We start from the raw sequence: 18,092 nt of genomic DNA on the forward strand, positions 1-18,092 counted from the left end.
ACAGCATACACCTGTTTGTGACTGCTGTTTTTTTGGATATGTCAAAATTGATAAGGCAAAAGTATTCTTAAATTGGGTACAAAAAATCAAGCCCCCACAAAAGGAACTATCATAATCCTTTGTTCCCACTATTTGATTATAGTTTTATTTAAGAATACCTTGCCGCATATTTTTTACTCCTTTTCTGGAATGAAGCTATTATATCACATCAGTTTTAGGAAAGAAAGTACCTAAAAGAAATTTTTCTTCCCCTTATATGTAACAATCATACCGGCTTCCTGGCGTTCAGAATGGTTTCTGCTGTCTGCTGTGGTGTTTGGTTGGAATTGTCCAGCCAAAAGCCGATCCGTGGTGTTGTCTGCATAAATGTATCGTATAAGGTTTCAACCGTAAAGCCGGAATAGCCTGTTTTCTCCCTGTATCGTTCCCTTTCTTTTATTGTTTCCACATCTGGACAAAGAACGACAACCTCAACAGGGTATTTATGCAGATAATTTATCATTCGATTTAATTCATCACCGTAGTAGTTATCTTGGATCACTACAGAAAAGCCGTTGTCAAAGTATGACTTTGCCGCATCAGCAGTCAATTTGTATCGAAGGTACAGCTGGCGGACTGCTTCCGCTGATGGGGTAGCTGACATATTTTCTCTGCCTGTAATAATCATTTTTCGGAACACATCACCACGAAGATGGACGCATTTTTCTATTGATTTTGCCAGTAAATCGGAAACTGTAGATTTTCCAGAAGCCATTAAGCCTGTAATGAGATAAATTTTTGGATTCATTTCACTTCCTCCGGTACAAAAAATATGTACATGTAACTAATTCAACACATTTATAATTTGAATAGGGACATTATAGCATTTACTAAATACAAATTCAATGTATACGGAAAGAAAGATATAAGGAGTGGGAGGGATTCCGCCGTAGTCGGCATTGTAGGAGAATCCAAAAGTTTAGATTTTCCCACAATGCTTATCTTTTGGTCTTTGGTTCGGAATAGTGTAGTGCTGGCGGTCTATCTATTGTTTTCGGTTGCTTGCTTCTTTACCGTACATGAGCATTTTCCCATGGAATAAAGTTGCCATTTCCGCCGTCATAAAGGTCGCAGTGGCTTGCTTCAGGAATTATCATAAGCTCCTTGTTGTCTCCTTTTAGCAGTTTGAATGCAGTTTCTCCCATATAGCGCGAGTGGGCTTTCTCGCCATGAACAATGAGAACTGCGCTTTCAATTTCATCTGCATAGGCAAAAAGTTTTGTGTTCAAGAGCGATGAACTTGCCTGAACTGACCAGCCTCCGTTTGAATTAAGGCTTCTTGGGTGGTAGCCGCGTTCTGTCTTGTAATAGTCCCAATACTGGCTGAAAAATTCAGGATTCTCTGGACGCTCATTCGGAAGCCCCCCGGCAAGCTTATAAGTTCCGTTTTTATAGTCTTCGGTGCGCTGAGCATTCAAAGAATCACGTGCTTGCATTCTTGCTTGTTCATTGTCCGCAGCATCAAAATATCCGTTTGCTGTAATACGGCTCATATCGTACATTGTCATTACTGCGGTTGCCTTTATCCGTGTGTCGATTGCAGCGGCATTCAATGCCATTCCGCCCCAGCCGCAAATTCCGATGATTCCAATTTTCTGGGAATCAACGTTTTCTTGAACGCTTAAAAAATCAACCGCCGCCTGAAAATCCTCTGTGTTAATGTCAGGAGAATTCATATAACGAGGATTTCCTCCGGACTCTCCAGTGAATGACGGATCAAAAGCGATTGTTAAAAATCCGCGTTCTGCCATTGTCTGGGCGTACAATCCCGAAGCCTGCTCCTTTACTGCGCCGAAAGGTCCTGAAACAGCAAGCGCCGAAAATTTTCCGCTGTCAGGAACTGATTTTGGAGTATACATATCAGCTGCAATCGTGATTCCAAAATGGTTAACGAAAGTTACCTTTTTATGGTCAACTTTGTCAGATTTAGGGAATACTTTATCCCATTTTGAGTCAAGCCTAAGTTTTTCCATTTTTACTGCCACCTCGTTTTTTTGATTTTTAATTTTTGCAAAAGCTCCGCTAGCCGCTACAAAAGCAAGCGTAAGAACAGCAAAATTCCTTAGATATTTTTTCATTTTCTTAAAATCTCCATTCTGTTCAAAGTTTTTACGGTGCGCATCCGTTTTTAGTTTTTATCGACAATAGAAATATAAAATATTCCAGAAGATATTGCCAATATTTTGTTTTTATAACTAGATATTCCTTTTAGGAATAGATATAATGTCAAATTATGGAATTTCGTGTGTTAAAATACTTTCTAGCGATTGCAAAGGAAGAAAATATGAGCCGGGCGGCGGAAATTCTGCATATCACGCAGCCGACACTTTCCAAGCAGATAAAAGATTTGGAAGAGGAGCTTGGAAAAAAGCTCTTTAAGCGCTCAAACTATTCAATGCACCTTACTGCCGAGGGTCAGATTCTTTACAAGAGAGCTAGAGACATAGTTTCGCTTGCGGACGAAACTGTTGACGAGCTTAAATCTATGACAGAACCAACTGGAGGAAACGTAAATATCGGGGCCGCCGAAAGCGATTCAATAAAATATCTTGCGCGAATCATAAAACAGCTTCAGGAAGAGAGCGCAGGAATTACGGTGAACATCTATTCCGGCGATAGCGAGATGGTTGAATATAAACTTGACCGAGGACAGCTTGATTTTGCGGTTGTTGTGCGCGAATTCGATGTGAACAAATATTCATTTTTAAAGCTGCCGTATACTGACAAATTCGGGCTGATTACACGGCGCGACAATCCTCTTGCGAAAAAAAAACAGATTACAGCAGATGACTTGATAGAAACAAATGAGCCGTTGATTGCTTCACGGCAGAGCCTTCATTACGATTTTCAGAAATGGTGCGGAGAGAGGGTTGAAAAGCTTAATATTGTCGCAACGGGCGATATTCCATTCAACCTTTCGCTCCTCGCAAAAGAGGGCGTCGGATCGCTTTTGTGTTTTGGCAAAATCATCAATACAGGAACTGAAAGTCCGTTGGTTTATATTCCACTTTTCCCTTTACTGGAAAGTCCGATGTTTATTATCTGGAAAAAAGGCATGGAACTTACGCCGCCTGCAAAAAAATTAATGGACAGATTCCGTTTTCTTGCGCTGTAAAGACTGTTTTTTTAGACGGTAAAAACGGAAAAAAAGAGGATATGTTTTTCTCCGAACTGTCTTAGGGATATAAAACCTACAGTATGCGTTTTTACGTATGCGCTAAAGCGCACGACCCAATCCTGCTGGCTTAAATATAGTAGCTCTACGAAGCAGTTCAAAACAACATTAAAAATCAGATATTGCCAATATTTTGTTTTTATAACTTGATATGCAAGTTTTGAATAACTAAAACCTACTCCGTCCAGACCTGCTTTGCCAGATTGAAGACCGCCCAGGCTTTCGGCCAGCCGGCATAAAACGCAACGTGGGTAACAACCGCGGAAATCTCGTTTTTGGTGACGCCGTTTTTCTTTGCGTTTTCAAGGTGATATTTAAGTGAGCTGTCCGTAATTCCCTGCGCCATAAGGGCAACCACCGTGATAATACATCGGGTTTTGAGGTCGATGTCATGATTGTTCCAGTTTTCGCCAAAAAGAATATCGTCATTGAAGCGCGCAAAGTCCGGCGCAAACTCGCCAAGAGCCGCACGCCCAGCCGTCTGAACAATTTTCTGCGGATTCTGATTTTCTGAATTTTCATTTTGTGGCATAATTTTCCCCCTCAAAATATTTGTTTAAACTTTCTAAAAAAAGAGATTCCCATGTTGTTTGCCTGGAAATGACACACAGTCAGTTTATTTCAAAATGCTGTCAATATATTTTTTCACTTCCGCACCGGATGCGCTTCCTCTGAATTCCCGGCCACCTTTCAGAACTGCGCCTTTTGCGTGCTTTGCCAAGTCAGAGCCGCTTCGTCCAAGTCCGCTTCCGCCGCTTGTGCAGAGCACCACAAGATTCTTGCCGTTCAGGTCGTTCTGTTCAACGAATGTGTAGACGATTTTTGGAGCGAATCCCCACCAGATTGGATATGCGATAATCACGTTGCCGTAGCCACTCAGGTCGATCGAGTTTGCGATTGCAGGACGGCTTTTATTGTCGTTGTTTTCTTTTACGCAGCGAGAATTATTGTCTCGCCAGTTCAAGTCCGCGCTAGAATATTTTTGCGCCGGAACAATTTCGTGCAAGTCCGCGCCCAAAGCCGAAGCCGCTGTTTTTGCGAGCCGCTGCGTAGTCCCTGTCGCGCTGAAATAGCAGACAACCGTCTTTTTTGCGTTTTGTGTTCCCTGTGAACTCTGCGCATTTGCTCCAAACATAAGAATTCCTCCTGCCAAAAGTGAAATTAAAAGTTTTTTCATATTTCCTCCAAATTTTTCGGGCGTTTCCCCCCCCCCTCAATGTGTTAGGTTCCGCTCCTGTTGGCTGTATCTCTTTCCCAGCTGTTTGCCGGATGATTTTCCGCATTTATTTTTCCGCTTCCACGCTAACAATGCCTGAAAGATTTTTTATATTCTCCGCGCCGCTGACCGCTTTTCCAAGAATAAAAAGTCCAGGATACCCGCTGAATTTTCCGTAAAAAAGAACGATATTTCCCCACGGCGAAAAATATGCCAGCGTTCCCGAATCGCCTGAGCCTTCAATTCCGTTTTTCAGCGGAATTTTTTCTTTCGGATAAAAGATTTTTTCGTTTGTGCTGTAGTTTTCAATCTGAACTTTTATCGGAAGCTGACTGTAAAGCGATTTGCTCTGCCCGCTTGCGTTCAGTTCATAAACGATTTTATTTTTTCCGTCCGAAACACTGATTTTCATATTTTCTCCATTTACGGCATTTTCCGCAAAAGCACAGGAACTCGCCGCCAAAGCCGCAATGATAAAAAATGAAAGCAAAAGTTTTTTCACAAGCCGCGCCTCCAAATTTCTGTTTCCCAGTTTTTTATTTCCCAAGAATCTCTTTCACGTCCGCCAGAATCTGCTCGGTTGTCATTCCAAGCTCCTTCAAAAGCCCGGCCGGATTGTAGCGGTCGTAGAATTTCTTTTCCAGGCCGTAATTTTTCACTTTCATATTTGAAATTCCGTAGAACGAGGCGATTTTTTCGCCGAAGCCGCCGCTTGTGATTCCGTCCTCAAGCGTAATCACAAGCACATGGTCTTTCTTAAGCTCTTCAAGAAGTTTTTTGTCAACGCCGCTTGCAAAACGCGGATTTATCAAAGTCGGCTCAAAGCCAAGAGCGCTTTTTATAGCCGCCGCAACAGCCTCGCCTTTCTGGTAAAAGTCGCCGAGCGCGACAACCGCGACTTTCTCGCCTTTCTTTTCAACTTTGTAAGTGTCAAGCGCGTCAAAAGTTTTTTCTTCTGCGCAAGACGAGCGGTGGAAAACTTCATTCCCTGGAATCAGAATCAGAACCGGGTGGGATTTCTGTTCAATCGACCAGTTCAGCATATTCAGATATTCTTCTGCGCAGGTCGGAGCAAGAACCACAAGATTCGGAATATTCGTGAATACCGCAAGCCCGAAAATTCCCAAATGCGTAACGTCGGTAAGTCCGTCAAACGAAGTGTAGTTCATCAGCATTGTAACCGGCAGATTGTTTATGCAGACATCCTGCGAAATCTGGTCGTAAGCGCGCTGCAGGAAAGTCATATTTGTAACCAGAAGCGGATTTCCGCCGTTTTTCGCGATTCCTGCGCAGACCGCAACTGCCGCCTCCTCCGCGATTCCAACGTCAAGATACTGCGGGCCGAGCTTTACACGAAGCTCAGGCACAAGTCCGACCGAGGCCGGCATTGCAGGAGTCACGACAACAAATTTCCTGTCCTTTGCGGCACGCTCCATAATCCAGTTCGGAGTAATCGCGCCGTAGCTTTCTCCGTCTCCAAAATTCACAGTCGTTTTTCCGGTCGCGCGGTCAAACGGAAGAGTCCAGTGCCAGGCCTCCTTGTTTTTCTCAGCAGGGGCATAGCCTTTTCCCTTCAAAGTGTGGATATGAAGCACAACCGGATGGTCAATGTCCTTCACCTTTTCAAAAAGCGCAATCATTGCGCCGATGTCGTTTCCGTTTTCCTCATAAATATAGTCAAGCCCGAACGCGCGGAACATATTGTTTGAAGATTTTCCGTTTGTCTTGCGCAATTCTTTCAGATTCTTGTAGATTCCGCCGTGATTTTCCGCAATCGCAATCTCGTTGTCGTTCACAACAATGATGAAATTTGAATTCAGCTCAGAACCTGCAACGCTCAACGCCTCCAAAGCCTCTCCGCCAGAAAGCGAGCCGTCACCAATCACTGCGATAATATTTTCCTTTCCGCCAAGGACATCGCGCCCTTTCGCAAGACCTGCCGCCAGCGCAATAGAAGTTGAAGTGTGTCCCACATTGAAAAAATCGTGCTTGCTTTCGTCAGGATTCGTGTAGCCAGAATCCTCCGCAAAATGCGCATCGTCCAAATATCCGGCTTTTCGCCCGGTCAAAAGCTTGTGCGCATAGCTCTGGTGCGAAACGTCAAAAACAAACTTGTCCACAGGCGAATTAAAAACGTAGTGAAGCGCGATTGTCGCCTCAACCATTCCAAAGTTCGGTCCAAAATGTCCGCCGATTTTCGTAAGCCGGTTGAACAAAGCCTCGCGCATCTCTTCCGCAAGAGCCGTCATCTCCGGCAAAGAAAGTTTTTTCAAGTCAGCCGGTGAATTGATTTTTTCCAAGTACATATTTTCTCCATTTTTTGGGCGCTACCGCTGCGTTCGTTTCTCAAGCTCAACTGCCGCAACGGTCGGGCTATCCGCACTTCGCAAACTGCTCATCCGTCCGCTTCGCTACCGGACTGCTTCGCAGGTGCTACTATCCCTAGCGCACATAATAGTACATTTTATTTATTTTTAAGAAACATTCCGTTACTTAAACAGAATTTACAAACATTTTAGTTACTTGTCAACACTAAAAATTAAAATAAACAACGTTTCATCACTTATTCTTGAAATAAAAATTGTTTTATTCTATTATATTTGCATGGCAGATTATATCCGCGCGCGAAGCTACGACCAGAAAGAAGAGCGTCTGAACCAGATAAAAAAAGCAACCGAAGAACTCTTTGAAAATTTTCCTTATACAGAAATCACTCTTTCTACGATTGCAGAAAAACTAGGCTGGTCCCGCGCAAATTTATATAAGTATGTAACAACAAAAGAAGAAATCATCCTTGAAATTGCCTCCGACAAAATGACCGCATACTTCAATTCGCTTCTTTCTGCTTTTCCGCAAAAAAATAATTTCAGCCTTGAAGTAATTGCAGAAGTCTGGGCAGGGCTTGTAAACGCGCACCAGGATTATATGCGATACGTTTCGTATTTAAATCCGATTATTGAAACAAATGTAACAGTCGAACGACTCGCCTCATTCAAAAAAAAATATTATAACTTTGCATATTTATTCCGCGACAGGCTCTCGCAAATGCTTAATATTTCCGCTGAAAAATCCTATAAAATTCAGTTGGATGTGCTTTTTTTTGCATCTTCAAATGCGGTCTGCTGCTATAAGAATCCGCTAGTCAAAGCCGCCCTTGATCAAATCGGCATTGTTCCGCCAAAAATGGACTTTTACGAAGACATGAAAACTTTTATCTTGATGCGGCTAAGCTGGGAAAAATAATTTTTCTTTCTGGACGGAGCTTTATGGAATATATAAAAATTACAAAAGAAAACATTGACTTGGAGCACATCTGCTGCGCCATGTCTGGAAAACAGAGCCTTGCTAAAAAGGAATGGATGAAAAACCGCTTTGAAGACGGGCTTGTTTTTTACCGGAGCAAGGAGCGCGGCAAGTGTTTTATTGAATATATTCCGGCTGAAAATGCATGGATTCCGATTGAGGCTGGCGGTTACATTTACATCAACTGCCTGTGGATTGCCGGCGCTATGAAAGGACACGGTTATTCTGACGATTTGATTTCGGAATGCATTCGGGACGCAAAGGAAACAGAAAAAAAAGGAATCTGCATACTTTCGTCGGAAGGAAGAAAAAAAGAGTTTCTGTCGGATTCAAAATATCTTGAACACAAGGGATTTGCTGTCGCAGATACTTCCGAGCCGGGAATTACACTTATGTACCTGCCGTTCGACAAGAATGCCGAACCTCCGAGATTCAAAGAATGTGCAAAACACCCAAAAACTGACGAAAACGGCTTTGTTCTTTACTACACAGACCAGTGTCCGTTCACATATTACTGGGTCCCAAAAGTTCAGGAAGCGGCGAAAGAAAACAACATTCCCCTTAAAGTAATCCACATAACAGATAAGTCATCCGCCCGGAACGCCCCTTCCCCGGTTACAACCTACGCCCTTTTCTACAACGGAAAATTCATAACGCACGCAATCCAGTCCGACAAAAAGTTTTTGAAACTTGCGGGGGAAACAGGAGAAATAAAATCTTTTCCGGTGGTTTAGAAAGCCGCCCTGGAATATAAAGCAAAATTATCCATCAGTCCGAAGGATAATGGGAAAGAGCGCGCATACCACATTATCCAGCGTCATAGAAAGCATTGCAGTCAATTTTGATTTGTTGCCTTTTTCTATTTTTCTACATTCGATACTGTGAATTTGATTGCTTTATTGGGACAGACTGTCTTGCAGTCGCCGCAGCGTATACAGTCCATGCTGTTGGGATTCCGCCATACGGGAATGTCTAATTTACAGATTTTCTGGCAGGAGGCACACTCTGTGCATTTTTCAGTGTCAATTTTAAAGCGATAAAATGAAATCTTGTTGAAGATTCCGTAAACTGCGCCGAGCGGACAAACATAGCGGCAGAATGGACGGCATATTATAATAGAAGAAAACAGCGTAATTAATAGGATTAAAACTTTCCAGCGGAAGATAAAGCCCGCGGCCTCCCGCATTCCTTTATCTAACAGCACAAGCGGAACGCCTCCCTCAAGTGTTCCCACCGGGCAAATCCACTTACAGAACCAGGGCTCGCCCAAACCTGTAATATCAATAACGAACATAGGAAGCAGGATTACAAAAATTCCCAGAAATACAAAGCGCAGCCAGCGCAGACCTTTTTCGCCCGGAAGACGACGGATTTTTTTGACGAATGGAATCTTAAAAAGCAAATCCTGAACAAGACCAAATGGGCATAAAAAACCGCAGACAAATCGTCCAAGAATAATTCCGAATATCACAAGTAAGCCCACAACATACATTGAGATGCGGTATTCGCGGGCATTGAGCGTGGCCTGCAGAGAGCCAATCGGACAGGCTCCCAGCGCTCCCGGACAGGAATAGCAGTTCATCCCCGGAAGGCAGACAGCTTTCGAGCCGCCCTCAAAAATTTTTCCATGGGAAAAACCCTTGATGTAGCCGTTTGAAATGGCTGCAAAACATGCCTGAAATATTAGACGAATGCGGGAATGTTTTTTCAGTCTTGAACTGCCTGCCATAGAAAAATTCCTCTTCTATCCTATTCCGATACATTCCAGGCAGATTCTGCTGGCTTTATTGAAAACAGTTTCTGCCTCTCCCCGGAAAACCCCTGCTATCACAAGGCCAATTCCAAGACAGAGGGAGATTATTGCTATGATTTTACGGACTTTTTCATCCAATTTCATTTTTCCAGAATTCCATCGATAATCTTCTGCCAGTCTTTCTGGCTGCGTGAACCAAGATACGCATTTCCAACCTGATTTCCGTTTGAATCTACAAAAATCGTTGTCGGAACAGCCTGCACACCTCGCAGAATACCGGAGAACATCTCGATATTCGGAATAACATGGGTATAGTCTGCGCCGGTATTTTTGATGATTTTCTCGCCTGTTGTCTTTACCCGTTCACTGACCTGGCCCTTGTTATCAAGAATATCTATTACAATTCCTATAACTTCAATTCCCTTTGCCTTATTCTCTTCGTTTATGCGGGCAAGATCAGGCATTTCCCGGATGCAGGGACCGCAAAAAGTACCCCAGATGTTTACCATCGTAAGCTTATTCTTTGCAAAAATTTCGCTTGTTACGGGATTTCCCTTAAAGTCTGTGGCAGTAAATGAAATTTTGTCACCCGCTTTTTGTGCAAATAAAAGTGTTGAAAGAGTCAAAAGCGCGATTACAGTAAAGAGTTTTTTCATATAAATTCTCCTGTGAAGGCGAGCCTCTCAAATCTCGCAAGGCTGGGATTATAATACAAAGAAGAGAAAATACAGTCAATAAAGGAAATATTCAAAAGGAAAAAGAGCTTTTAAGCTCAATCGGCAAAAATATAAATGGTTTACAATTCCAGAAATGAAAACTGATAGGAATATAATCCGCAGAAACAATTTTTAATTCAGAAAATTACTTTGCTTCTGTTGATGAAATTGCAGAAAAGGCAAGAAAATACCTTTCTTTTGTGAATAAAACTTCTATCGTTCATGCCTGCCAGACGCTTAGCGGAACATATTTTGACACAAGCGAAAAAACACGGTACGAAAAGGCGATTTTTAATTTTGACGGAACTTCAGTTTCATTCAATAAAAACACGGTCGATTCCCTTGAAAATTCAAGATTTTCCGCACAAAAGAAGCTTTGGGTAGAAGACTTGATTCAATACAATCTTTTGCGTTACCAAAACGAATTCGGCTCAGATGATTATTCTGAAAACGGAACTTTGCCGTTTTTAAAGCTTTACCAAAAATACACGATGCGCGACGCGGCTCTTTTATGCGACTATACAAAAATCCATTCTTCGTTCCGCGGACAAGGACTTATAACTTCCGCAAAGCCAGATTATTTTCTATTTGTGAACCTGCACAAGGATGCGGACATAAAAGATTCAATAAATTATGCTGACAGATTCATAACGCCGGACCATTTTCAGTGGCAGTCGCCAAACAGCACAACGCAAAATTCTGAAGTCGGACAGAACTTAATCCGCAACATCGAAAGAAAAATCCGACTTCATCTTTTTGTACGCAAATTTGAAAAAGTAGAAAACATAACCCAGCCGTTCATTTATCTTGGTCAGGTTTCAACTTTTCCGGGCAGCGCGGAAGGCAACAAGCCAATCACAATGAAATTCGCGCTTCATAGCCGTGTTCCTGACGAGCTTTTCAACGACTTTATAACACGCACCGACAAAATGGGAAAAAACAGCGATAATTGACTTTACAAAAAAAGGACTGAAAAAATGAACAACGCAAATATAACAAAAAACGATTGTAAAACCCAAACTACACCGCTCAAGCAAATCCACGTTTCTGCGGCGGTAATTTTCCGTACTGTGGCTGGCGGCGAAAAGCTGGTTTTTGCGACGCAGCGTGGCTACGGAGAATGGAAGGACTGGTGGGAGTTTCCGGGCGGAAAGATTGAAGATGGAGAAAGCGCGGAACAGGCGGTTGTGCGGGAAATACGCGAGGAGCTTGCGACGGAAATCCGGGCAGAACGAAAACTCTGCACGGTTGAATACGACTACCCCGCTTTTCATCTGACAATGGAATGTTTTTTGTGCTCAATTGTTTCCGGGAAGCTTACTCTGCTTGAGCACGAGAACGCGGCATGGCTTTCCGAAGAAAAGCTTAAAAGCGTAAAATGGCTTCCTGCGGATGTGGAAGTTCTAGAAAATCTAAAGGAACTTTTTTAGGCGGATGCGGTAGCGCTGGGAGCAATGCCGGAGGCAGTCCGAACAAAGTGAGGACCGCGCGCAGCAAGTTGCGGACATAGCGACGGCAAGCGCCGTAGGTGATTGCCGGACCGCCACGTATGCAAAGCATTGTGGGAACGCCAATTTGTTGTATATATTATTTTTTCTTTAATTCTGCTATTGCTGCATAATGAAGAACGTCGAATTCTTCTGGTGCTATCTGTTTAAGAAGTTCTCTGTGTTCTGTTTCCCATGCAACAATTTCTTCTTTTGAAAGCGAAGCGCCGATTCCACGGCAGGCTTTTATCCGTCCATTCCATGATTCGCGAGTAAAATGAACCTTTAGTGGAAATTCTTCGTGATGTACAAGTTGAAAATATTCGTTGTAGATTTCTGGAATTTGGATTTGATGGATTGTTTCTCGTCCACCACTCCAATTTGGGCTATACTTTAGAACAAGATCCTCACTGGCTCTTGCAATTTTGTCATCGAAAGGAAGCCAAGCCATATAAAGAATCAAAAACCGACCATCTTTCTTTAGTATTTTGTGAAAATTTGGAGCTGTTACTTTGTGTTTGAAATACCAAAAACACTGGCATGCTGTTATAATATCGAAAGTTTCATTTGGAAAATGTAAATCTTCTGTGGAGCTTACAAAATAATTAATTTTCTTTCCAATTGAAAGAAGTTTTGCCTGTTCTATCTGGTTTTCTGAGATGTCCGCTGCCGTCCATTCTGCACCGTAGTGGTAAAGATTACGTGGAATAACTCCAGTTCCCGTTCCAATATCGAGTACGGACTGTCCTTTTATGCAAAACTTGCGTTTTATAATTTTATCGTAAAATTCTTTCGGGTATATGTCGCGGTATTTTGCGTAATCCGATGAAGTCCGTCCCCAGTCAAAAGCCTTTCCTTTGTCAATATTTTCGTCTTTTATTAACATTCTGTACTTCTTAATTTTAAAAGAAAATTAAAATTTTTATTCAAATTTATGTTTAGTTTTATCCGCAGGTTGTTTTCTTCTGCTTGTTATTTCTCCGCAGATTCCGCCTTTTTTAGTTCTGCCGCAAGGTCGGAAAATTTTACCGTCGCAAGACTTTGTTCAAACGCTTTCTGCGCGTCCGCAAGGTGGGAGTCGAGTATGTTGTGAATGTTTCCGCCAACAGGGCACGCGGGATTCGGTTGCTCGTGAAAACCAAAAATATTTTCTTCCATGCTGCCCGAAGCCTTGTAAATGTCAAAAAGTGTAAAATCCTCCGGCTTTACCGCAAGCTCAGCTCCGCCTGTTCCTGCCGCAACGTTCACAAGACCCGCCGCCTTGAGCGAAATGAGCGTCCGCCTGATAATCACAGGATTTACGCCCGTGCTTCCGGCAATAAAATCCGAAGTAACCTTGTATTCTTTATTTAAAACGGAAAATGCACAACAACGTGTGAACCGTCACCGTAAATTTGCTGCTTATTTTCATACGCTGATTTTAACAGATTTTTGATGTAACTTCAATTATTACAATGTCAGGGCGAATGTTGCTGTCCGGATTGCAAAATTCCGTTTTAATACGGCACGGTGACCGTCACCTGCGTTCCTGCCCCTTTTTCTGTATTGAAGCTGACTCCGCCGCCGAGCCCTTCCGCGCGGGTCTGAATGTTTTTCAGTCCGAAGTGATTTTTCTTTTTGAGCGCGTTTTTCAAATCAAAGCCCTTTCCGTCATCAGAAACGATAATCTTGAAACTTTTTTCATCAACGGTTCTGACCGGCACGCTTATACTTTCTGCTTCCGAATGTTTTATTGCATTTGTGATAATCTCCTGCGCGATTCGGTAAATGTTCAGACTTTTGTCTTTCGGAAAAGTCTTAAAAGCCTTGTTGTTTTTGAGTTCATCCTGAATGCTCAGGACAATTTCCACGCCGCTCTGTTTCTGCAGGACATGGCACAGGGAAATCAGCGCTTCAAGAATTCCTTCGCCCAAATCAGACGGAGTAAGCGCATAGCAGACGCTGCGGACATCGGAAGCGATTTTTTTGCAAAGGCTGACGGATTCCTCGTCTTCAAGGCGGAACTGGAGCACACCCAAATCCTGACAGACCGTATCATGAAGCTCGCAGGAAATTCGCTCGCGCTCGGCTTCCTGGGTTTTTATCATCCGGGCAGTAAAGGCAAGATTTTCCTTGCGGAGTTTTGATGACAAAAGATACATGACCGAAAACACAAGCGATGCGAGCAATGCAATAATGATTACAAAAATCAAAATCCTGTAGGAATAATAGACTTGCTCAAGCTGAAACCTTGCAAGATTTTTCTGGAGGATTTCCCAGCCGCGAACGTTTTCCGCAATTTTCTGCCTGTCGCCTTCATTGATTCCGTCAAGAATGTTTTCGTAGACGACCTTTGCTTCCGGAAAATAATAAATCACGGTATCAGAATGAGAGGCGTTTTTCACTTCGGCACGAAAATCTTCAAGATGTTTTTTGAATTCAGCTTCCTCCGCCGATTCACATTCCATCCACTTTTGAGTAATCCCTTCCATCATAAGCGGTTCAGCCTGCTTCTGAGCCTTATGAGCGAAAGTGGGAAAACTGAATAGAACAGACAGAATAAAAACCGTGATTTTTTTCATCTTTAGAGTATAACATATTTTTTATACAGCTGATATAATAAACCATGCTTTTCAAGTTTGACTCGTCAAATCGAAAGAGATTTGTATTTTTTGCTTTAAGCGTTCTTGCCGGTCTTTTAGATTACCTTATCTGCGACTTTGTGGCCTGGATAAACCATCTGCCTCTTTTCTGTGACACGATTTTTATCATGGCGCTCAGTTTTCTTGCAGGTCCATGGTGGGGAGTGCTTGCCGGATTCTTCTATCACCTGATTGACTTTATTTTGAACAGGACGCTCGAACCCGGACATCTGTTTATGCTCTGTCATTTTCTTGCGGCTCTTACAGCAGGATATTTTAAAATCCGGTTCATAAAAAAGACTGACACGGGCCGTGCGGTTTTTGTAAAACTGATTGTTCTCAGCATTGTGCTGTGCCTTGTCATGAGCGTTTCGGGCGGAATCATAAGCTACATTCTGAGTTTTGTGGAAGCGTACAACCAGGCAAGCAGCCAGACTGATTTTCTTACGTTTCTGTGGGAAAACAGCTTCCGTTCAAAGATTCTGCTTCTGATAGCCGTGCGCCTTCCTGTAAACTTTGCGGACCGGCTCATCTGCACATTCGCCGCCTGGGGCATTTTTCGGGGCGGAGAAAGGATTCTGTATATTTCTGGAAAATTATAGGTTTTTATTTCGGGAAAGTAATTAATATCATTTTTATTAAAACAACTTGCAGATTCTGTCTGCTTTGTGTACTATACATTTTACAGGGGATACTTTGCAATTTGTGGCGGCTTGCCTCCGATTTCTCATGAATGAAGGAGGATGTCTGTGACAGAATACGAAAAAGCAATGCTTGTTGTTGCAATTATCGCACTTGTTATAGACTTGCTCACTTTCCTGGTAAAATAGGATTAGAGCATAAAAAAGCCCGCCCCATAAGCCACCAACTTCGGACGGGCTGTTAACAATAGCTTACGGGGACGGTCGCTCAGTTGCTTGGTGTCTCCGTCTATTTTTATAATATATACCAATATAGAATGTTCGTCAAATTTTCTGATGCTTGATATTCATCGCGAAGCTGTCTCGGCAACTTTCTACAAATACCGTCCCAGTTCGTAGCGGTTCTTCACGTTGAATTTGTCGAAAATGCGGGAGACATAGTTTTCTACGGTGCGTTTGGAAATTCCAAGACGAGAGGCGATTATCTCGTTCGGAAGATGTTCGGAAATCAAATCCAAAAGCTCGCGTTCTTTCTTGGTGAGGGAAACAAGGATTGAGCTTACATACATCATGCCGGGAATCAAATCCTTTTGGATGTAGGTTCCGCCACGTGCGACTGTCCGGACTGCATCCAGCATTTCTGCTTTTCTGGCATTTTTGGAGACAAAGCCCTTTATTTTGTGCTCCATGGTTTTTACAACAAAGCCCGCGTTTGAAAATGAGGAATACATAAGGCAGTTCACTCCGCGCCGGACAAGAAAGTCCGCCGCATCAAAGCCGCTTTCGGTTTCAAGCTTTATGTCAACCATTGCGACCGTTCGGCTTAGCTCTTCTGGAGATTTTGAGCCGATGAACGCTGCTGCCTCATCCTTTGTCTTGCAGAAATGACAGACCTGGATGTCTTCAGTTTCCGAAAACACCTGCTCTAGGCCAAGGCTTATCATTTCATGGTCGTCAATACTGATTACGCTGATCATTCTCATATTTTATCTTAGAAGAACGCAAAAATATACAGAGAAAACTCACAGGAATAAAGTGAGTTTTTACTGACTACAAGGAAAAAGTCTGACTGTATAATTTTGCTCAAATACAGAGGTTTCGCCTCAAATAGTCGGAGGACATTAAACTCGGAGGATATTTTTTTATGAAAAGACTTTTTGTTGCGCTTGCAACATTTACGCTCGCGGTTACTTTGATGAGCTGTGGTGGTGAAAAACTTGCTGACACGACTTGGAAAGGCTCTGATAATTATTGGAACTACACGCTTACGTTCACAAAGGATGAAGTAACTTTTAATCAGACTGACAAAGATACACAGAATCCTGTAAAACCAACCGAAATGACTGAAAAATACACCATAAAAGGCGACACAGTCTATATTATCAGCAGTTATAATGGAGAAAAAAATCCTTTCTGCACGATAAACGAAAATACTATTACAGTCGCCGCTGATGGCCAGACAATTAAATTTGCAAAACAAGAGTAAAAAAGGAAGAAAAAAATGAAATTAAGGAAGATTATTATAGCCATATTAACAGCCACGACTTCATTTGCCGCATTTGCGCAGAACGCAGATTATAACGTGCTTCTCTCAAAAGGCAAGGATTATGAAAATAAAAAGCAGTTCGTATATGCGTTGGGAACTTATTATGATGCTGTTGCGGCAGAACCGACCGGGGATTCAAAAGAAGCCCAGGATGCTTTTAACACCTTGTTGGATTCCATAAAGAACGGAAATCCCGGAATCGGTGAATTTGATGAATTTGAGATTTATGACAGCTGGCTTGTTTTTTGCAAGGAATATGAGAAATATTGGACTGAATACAGCCCAAGAGCAATTATTTACGAATTGGAAAGAGACAGCATTGACCGGACTACCAAAACTGGTAATTACAAAGTAAGTCTCAAATGTGAATGGTCAGCAAAATATAAAAGAATATCCGAAGCAGTCCTTGCCGGTCTTGAAAAATCATGGCAGGATGACTGGACTGGTATTCCTAAAAGATGGCCAAAAGAATCTGCATACATGGCAGAATTAAAAGGTACCAGACCAAAGAATTATACTCCAGGGGCTGATTTTGGAAGGTATTTTACTTCTGTAACAGATACATACTTAAAAAACGGGGCGGCTCTTTTTCAGTCTTATGAAGGCGATTATTTTTATGAAAAAGATTTTAGAAAGTATCCGTATTACTCGATTATTCCTGCCACATTTGTAGAAAACGCTTATTCTATTGACAGTTGGGGTAATCAACAAACAAAAAACGGTTGTCTTATTGACCTGAAAGTAAAAATTGCAGATGAAAACGGAAAAACTCTTTATACAAGCAGCCGCATCTCAATGATGGGTGGTGGCGACAGTATATATGGCTGTGTGTATATTTTTAAAAATATAGATCAGGCAACTATGAAATTGATTGACAGCGGAAAGGCAAAACTTGAGCTTGATAGCGCTTTCCTTGAATACGGAAATCCACCAAAGTCGTTAGTTTCATTCGAGGCACCAGAAGACAGAACATGGCTGAAATCACTTCCGGAAGTAAAGATTGACAATGCAAAATTCGTATGGGGAAAAGATAAAGACGCTTTCGTTAAATAAGCATGGCTCCGTATTTTTTAATCGGTAAGACAAAGAAATTATGAGTGCATGGGCAATGCGCTCATAATTTCTTTAAGGTTTATACAAACATTAAAAACGGCAAAGTCAAGGTCTTGAGCATAACCGTGTCTTGACCAGACGTATGGGAGATATAAAATGAAAGAGGCGATAATCGGCGGAATCTTTGCGTTGCTCGGCTCTTTGGTCACATTTTTGGGGACGTATCTTTCAACCTTAAATACAAAAAAAGAAGAACGGACCAGAAGGCGGATAAAGAACTACCTTGAAGAATTAAAGGGGTTCTACAACCTTGAGCAGCTTTACATGAAAGCCGTCGCACAGTTGCGCGGAAAAATTCCGGAAAATCAGGAAAGTGCAAGTCCGCTTGGAATTCAGAAAGAATTCCGCAAGGCAAATGAGGAAGAATGCGGTATTATTCTTTCAATGACAGACCACAAGGCAGATAAATTGCTTGCCGATTTGGAATAAAACAAAAGCAAAAGTTTGCAAAATAAGCGTTGTGGAATAAAAGCAACGCTTGT

General features: G+C 42.3%; 22 protein-coding genes. 9 read left to right on the forward strand and 13 right to left on the reverse strand.

The features are described 5' to 3' along the window. Positions 1 to 265 precede the first annotated feature (265 nt). Together TRESU_RS09880 and TRESU_RS09885 are read right to left on the reverse strand one after the other, a co-directional pair. Entirely contained in the window at positions 266 to 787 is a 522-nt protein-coding gene (locus TRESU_RS09880; protein ID WP_013702081.1) for a P-loop nucleotide/nucleoside kinase family protein, read from the reverse strand. A 262-nt stretch (positions 788 to 1,049) separates the two neighbouring features. Next, positions 1,050 to 2,117, reverse strand: coding sequence for an alpha/beta hydrolase (locus TRESU_RS09885; protein ID WP_013702082.1), 1,068 nt, complete (start codon positions 2,115 to 2,117; stop codon positions 1,050 to 1,052). Between the two features lie 155 nt (positions 2,118 to 2,272). On the opposite strand from TRESU_RS09885, the gene TRESU_RS09890 reads away from it, so the two are divergent. After that, positions 2,273 to 3,154, forward strand: a complete 882-nt coding sequence (locus TRESU_RS09890; RefSeq protein WP_013702083.1) for a LysR family transcriptional regulator — start codon at positions 2,273 to 2,275, stop codon at positions 3,152 to 3,154. Between the two features lie 235 nt (positions 3,155 to 3,389). On the opposite strand, the gene TRESU_RS09895 is transcribed toward TRESU_RS09890, so the two are convergent. The 4 genes from TRESU_RS09895 to TRESU_RS09910 all read right to left on the reverse strand — a co-directional run bounded on the left by TRESU_RS09895 (position 3,390) and on the right by TRESU_RS09910 (position 6,736). Beyond that, positions 3,390 to 3,746, reverse strand: a complete 357-nt coding sequence (locus tag TRESU_RS09895) for a carboxymuconolactone decarboxylase family protein (RefSeq protein WP_013702084.1) — start codon at positions 3,744 to 3,746, stop codon at positions 3,390 to 3,392. Between the two features lie 84 nt (positions 3,747 to 3,830). Beyond that, positions 3,831 to 4,391 carry a flavodoxin gene (locus TRESU_RS09900; RefSeq protein WP_013702085.1) on the reverse strand — a complete coding sequence of 187 codons (561 nt, stop codon included), beginning with the start codon at positions 4,389 to 4,391 and terminating at the stop codon, positions 3,831 to 3,833. A gap of 106 nt (positions 4,392 to 4,497) precedes the next feature. Next, positions 4,498 to 4,932 carry a cyclophilin-like fold protein gene (locus TRESU_RS09905; protein ID WP_013702086.1) on the reverse strand — a complete coding sequence of 145 codons (435 nt, stop codon included), beginning with the start codon at positions 4,930 to 4,932 and terminating at the stop codon, positions 4,498 to 4,500. A 34-nt stretch (positions 4,933 to 4,966) separates the two neighbouring features. After that, on the reverse strand, positions 4,967 to 6,736 hold the full coding sequence (locus TRESU_RS09910) for a 1-deoxy-D-xylulose-5-phosphate synthase (protein ID WP_013702087.1): 1,770 nt from the start codon (positions 6,734 to 6,736) through the stop codon (positions 4,967 to 4,969). 298 nt (positions 6,737 to 7,034) lie between these two features. Here TRESU_RS09910 and TRESU_RS09915 point away from each other — a divergent pair, with 298 nt between their 5' ends. Together TRESU_RS09915 and TRESU_RS09920 are read left to right on the forward strand one after the other, a co-directional pair. Continuing rightward, on the forward strand, positions 7,035 to 7,673 hold the full coding sequence (locus TRESU_RS09915) for a TetR/AcrR family transcriptional regulator (RefSeq protein ID WP_041612386.1): 639 nt from the start codon (positions 7,035 to 7,037) through the stop codon (positions 7,671 to 7,673). Between the two features lie 23 nt (positions 7,674 to 7,696). Further along, positions 7,697 to 8,467 carry a YoaP domain-containing protein gene (locus TRESU_RS09920; protein ID WP_013702089.1) on the forward strand — a complete coding sequence of 257 codons (771 nt, stop codon included), beginning with the start codon at positions 7,697 to 7,699 and terminating at the stop codon, positions 8,465 to 8,467. A 125-nt stretch (positions 8,468 to 8,592) separates the two neighbouring features. Here TRESU_RS09920 and TRESU_RS09925 read toward each other — a convergent pair whose 3' ends face one another. From TRESU_RS09925 to TRESU_RS09930, 3 genes are read right to left on the reverse strand one after another with little or no spacing between them, the layout of a single operon-like run. Next, positions 8,593 to 9,462, reverse strand: coding sequence for a 4Fe-4S binding protein (locus TRESU_RS09925; protein WP_013702090.1), 870 nt, complete (start codon positions 9,460 to 9,462; stop codon positions 8,593 to 8,595). A gap of 15 nt (positions 9,463 to 9,477) precedes the next feature. After that, the gene (locus TRESU_RS15185) at positions 9,478 to 9,630 is read right to left on the reverse strand and encodes a CD1871A family CXXC motif-containing protein (RefSeq protein ID WP_013702091.1); all 153 of its coding nucleotides are present in this window, start codon (positions 9,628 to 9,630) and stop codon (positions 9,478 to 9,480) included. Next, the gene (locus tag TRESU_RS09930; RefSeq protein ID WP_013702092.1) at positions 9,627 to 10,142 is read right to left on the reverse strand and encodes a TlpA family protein disulfide reductase; all 516 of its coding nucleotides are present in this window, start codon (positions 10,140 to 10,142) and stop codon (positions 9,627 to 9,629) included. The genes TRESU_RS15185 and TRESU_RS09930 overlap by 4 nt, the downstream gene beginning before the upstream one ends. A gap of 188 nt (positions 10,143 to 10,330) precedes the next feature. On the opposite strand from TRESU_RS09930, the gene TRESU_RS09935 reads away from it, so the two are divergent. Then, positions 10,331 to 11,155 carry a DUF3427 domain-containing protein gene (locus TRESU_RS09935; RefSeq protein ID WP_081454780.1) on the forward strand — a complete coding sequence of 275 codons (825 nt, stop codon included), beginning with the start codon at positions 10,331 to 10,333 and terminating at the stop codon, positions 11,153 to 11,155. Between the two features lie 24 nt (positions 11,156 to 11,179). Further along, positions 11,180 to 11,632 carry a (deoxy)nucleoside triphosphate pyrophosphohydrolase gene (locus TRESU_RS09940; protein WP_013701849.1) on the forward strand — a complete coding sequence of 151 codons (453 nt, stop codon included), beginning with the start codon at positions 11,180 to 11,182 and terminating at the stop codon, positions 11,630 to 11,632. 157 nt (positions 11,633 to 11,789) lie between these two features. On the opposite strand, the gene TRESU_RS09945 is transcribed toward TRESU_RS09940, so the two are convergent. The 3 genes from TRESU_RS09945 to TRESU_RS09955 form a co-directional block, all read right to left on the reverse strand. Then, positions 11,790 to 12,575: a class I SAM-dependent methyltransferase gene (locus TRESU_RS09945; protein ID WP_013702093.1), complete on the reverse strand. Its 786-nt coding sequence runs from the start codon at positions 12,573 to 12,575 to the stop codon at positions 11,790 to 11,792. An 86-nt stretch (positions 12,576 to 12,661) separates the two neighbouring features. After that, positions 12,662 to 12,982: an Rrf2 family transcriptional regulator gene (locus tag TRESU_RS09950; protein WP_245535664.1), complete on the reverse strand. Its 321-nt coding sequence runs from the start codon at positions 12,980 to 12,982 to the stop codon at positions 12,662 to 12,664. Positions 12,983 to 13,185: 203 nt separating this feature from the next. Further along, on the reverse strand, positions 13,186 to 14,250 hold the full coding sequence (locus TRESU_RS09955; RefSeq protein WP_013702094.1) for a sensor histidine kinase: 1,065 nt from the start codon (positions 14,248 to 14,250) through the stop codon (positions 13,186 to 13,188). A 44-nt stretch (positions 14,251 to 14,294) separates the two neighbouring features. Between TRESU_RS09955 and TRESU_RS09960 the strand changes: the two genes are divergently transcribed. After that, the gene (locus TRESU_RS09960; RefSeq protein ID WP_013702095.1) at positions 14,295 to 14,912 is read left to right on the forward strand and encodes an ECF transporter S component; all 618 of its coding nucleotides are present in this window, start codon (positions 14,295 to 14,297) and stop codon (positions 14,910 to 14,912) included. Positions 14,913 to 15,325: 413 nt separating this feature from the next. Here TRESU_RS09960 and TRESU_RS09965 read toward each other — a convergent pair whose 3' ends face one another. After that, the gene (locus TRESU_RS09965) at positions 15,326 to 15,928 is read right to left on the reverse strand and encodes a response regulator transcription factor (RefSeq protein ID WP_169309758.1); all 603 of its coding nucleotides are present in this window, start codon (positions 15,926 to 15,928) and stop codon (positions 15,326 to 15,328) included. A gap of 167 nt (positions 15,929 to 16,095) precedes the next feature. Here TRESU_RS09965 and TRESU_RS09970 point away from each other — a divergent pair, with 167 nt between their 5' ends. The 3 genes from TRESU_RS09970 to TRESU_RS09980 all read left to right on the forward strand — a co-directional run bounded on the left by TRESU_RS09970 (position 16,096) and on the right by TRESU_RS09980 (position 18,039). Next, positions 16,096 to 16,437 (forward strand): hypothetical protein, encoded by a 342-nt coding sequence (locus tag TRESU_RS09970; protein ID WP_013702097.1) that lies wholly within the window; start codon positions 16,096 to 16,098, stop codon positions 16,435 to 16,437. Between the two features lie 15 nt (positions 16,438 to 16,452). Further along, complete coding sequence (locus TRESU_RS09975; RefSeq protein WP_013702098.1) at positions 16,453 to 17,550, forward strand: hypothetical protein; 1,098 nt, start codon at positions 16,453 to 16,455, stop codon at positions 17,548 to 17,550. Positions 17,551 to 17,706: 156 nt separating this feature from the next. After that, positions 17,707 to 18,039 carry a hypothetical protein gene (locus tag TRESU_RS09980; protein ID WP_013702099.1) on the forward strand — a complete coding sequence of 111 codons (333 nt, stop codon included), beginning with the start codon at positions 17,707 to 17,709 and terminating at the stop codon, positions 18,037 to 18,039. Positions 18,040 to 18,092: the final 53 nt, after the last annotated feature.

The organism is Treponema succinifaciens DSM 2489 (assembly GCF_000195275.1).
GTDB classification, from domain to species: Bacteria; Spirochaetota; Spirochaetia; order Treponematales; family Treponemataceae; genus Treponema_D; species Treponema_D succinifaciens.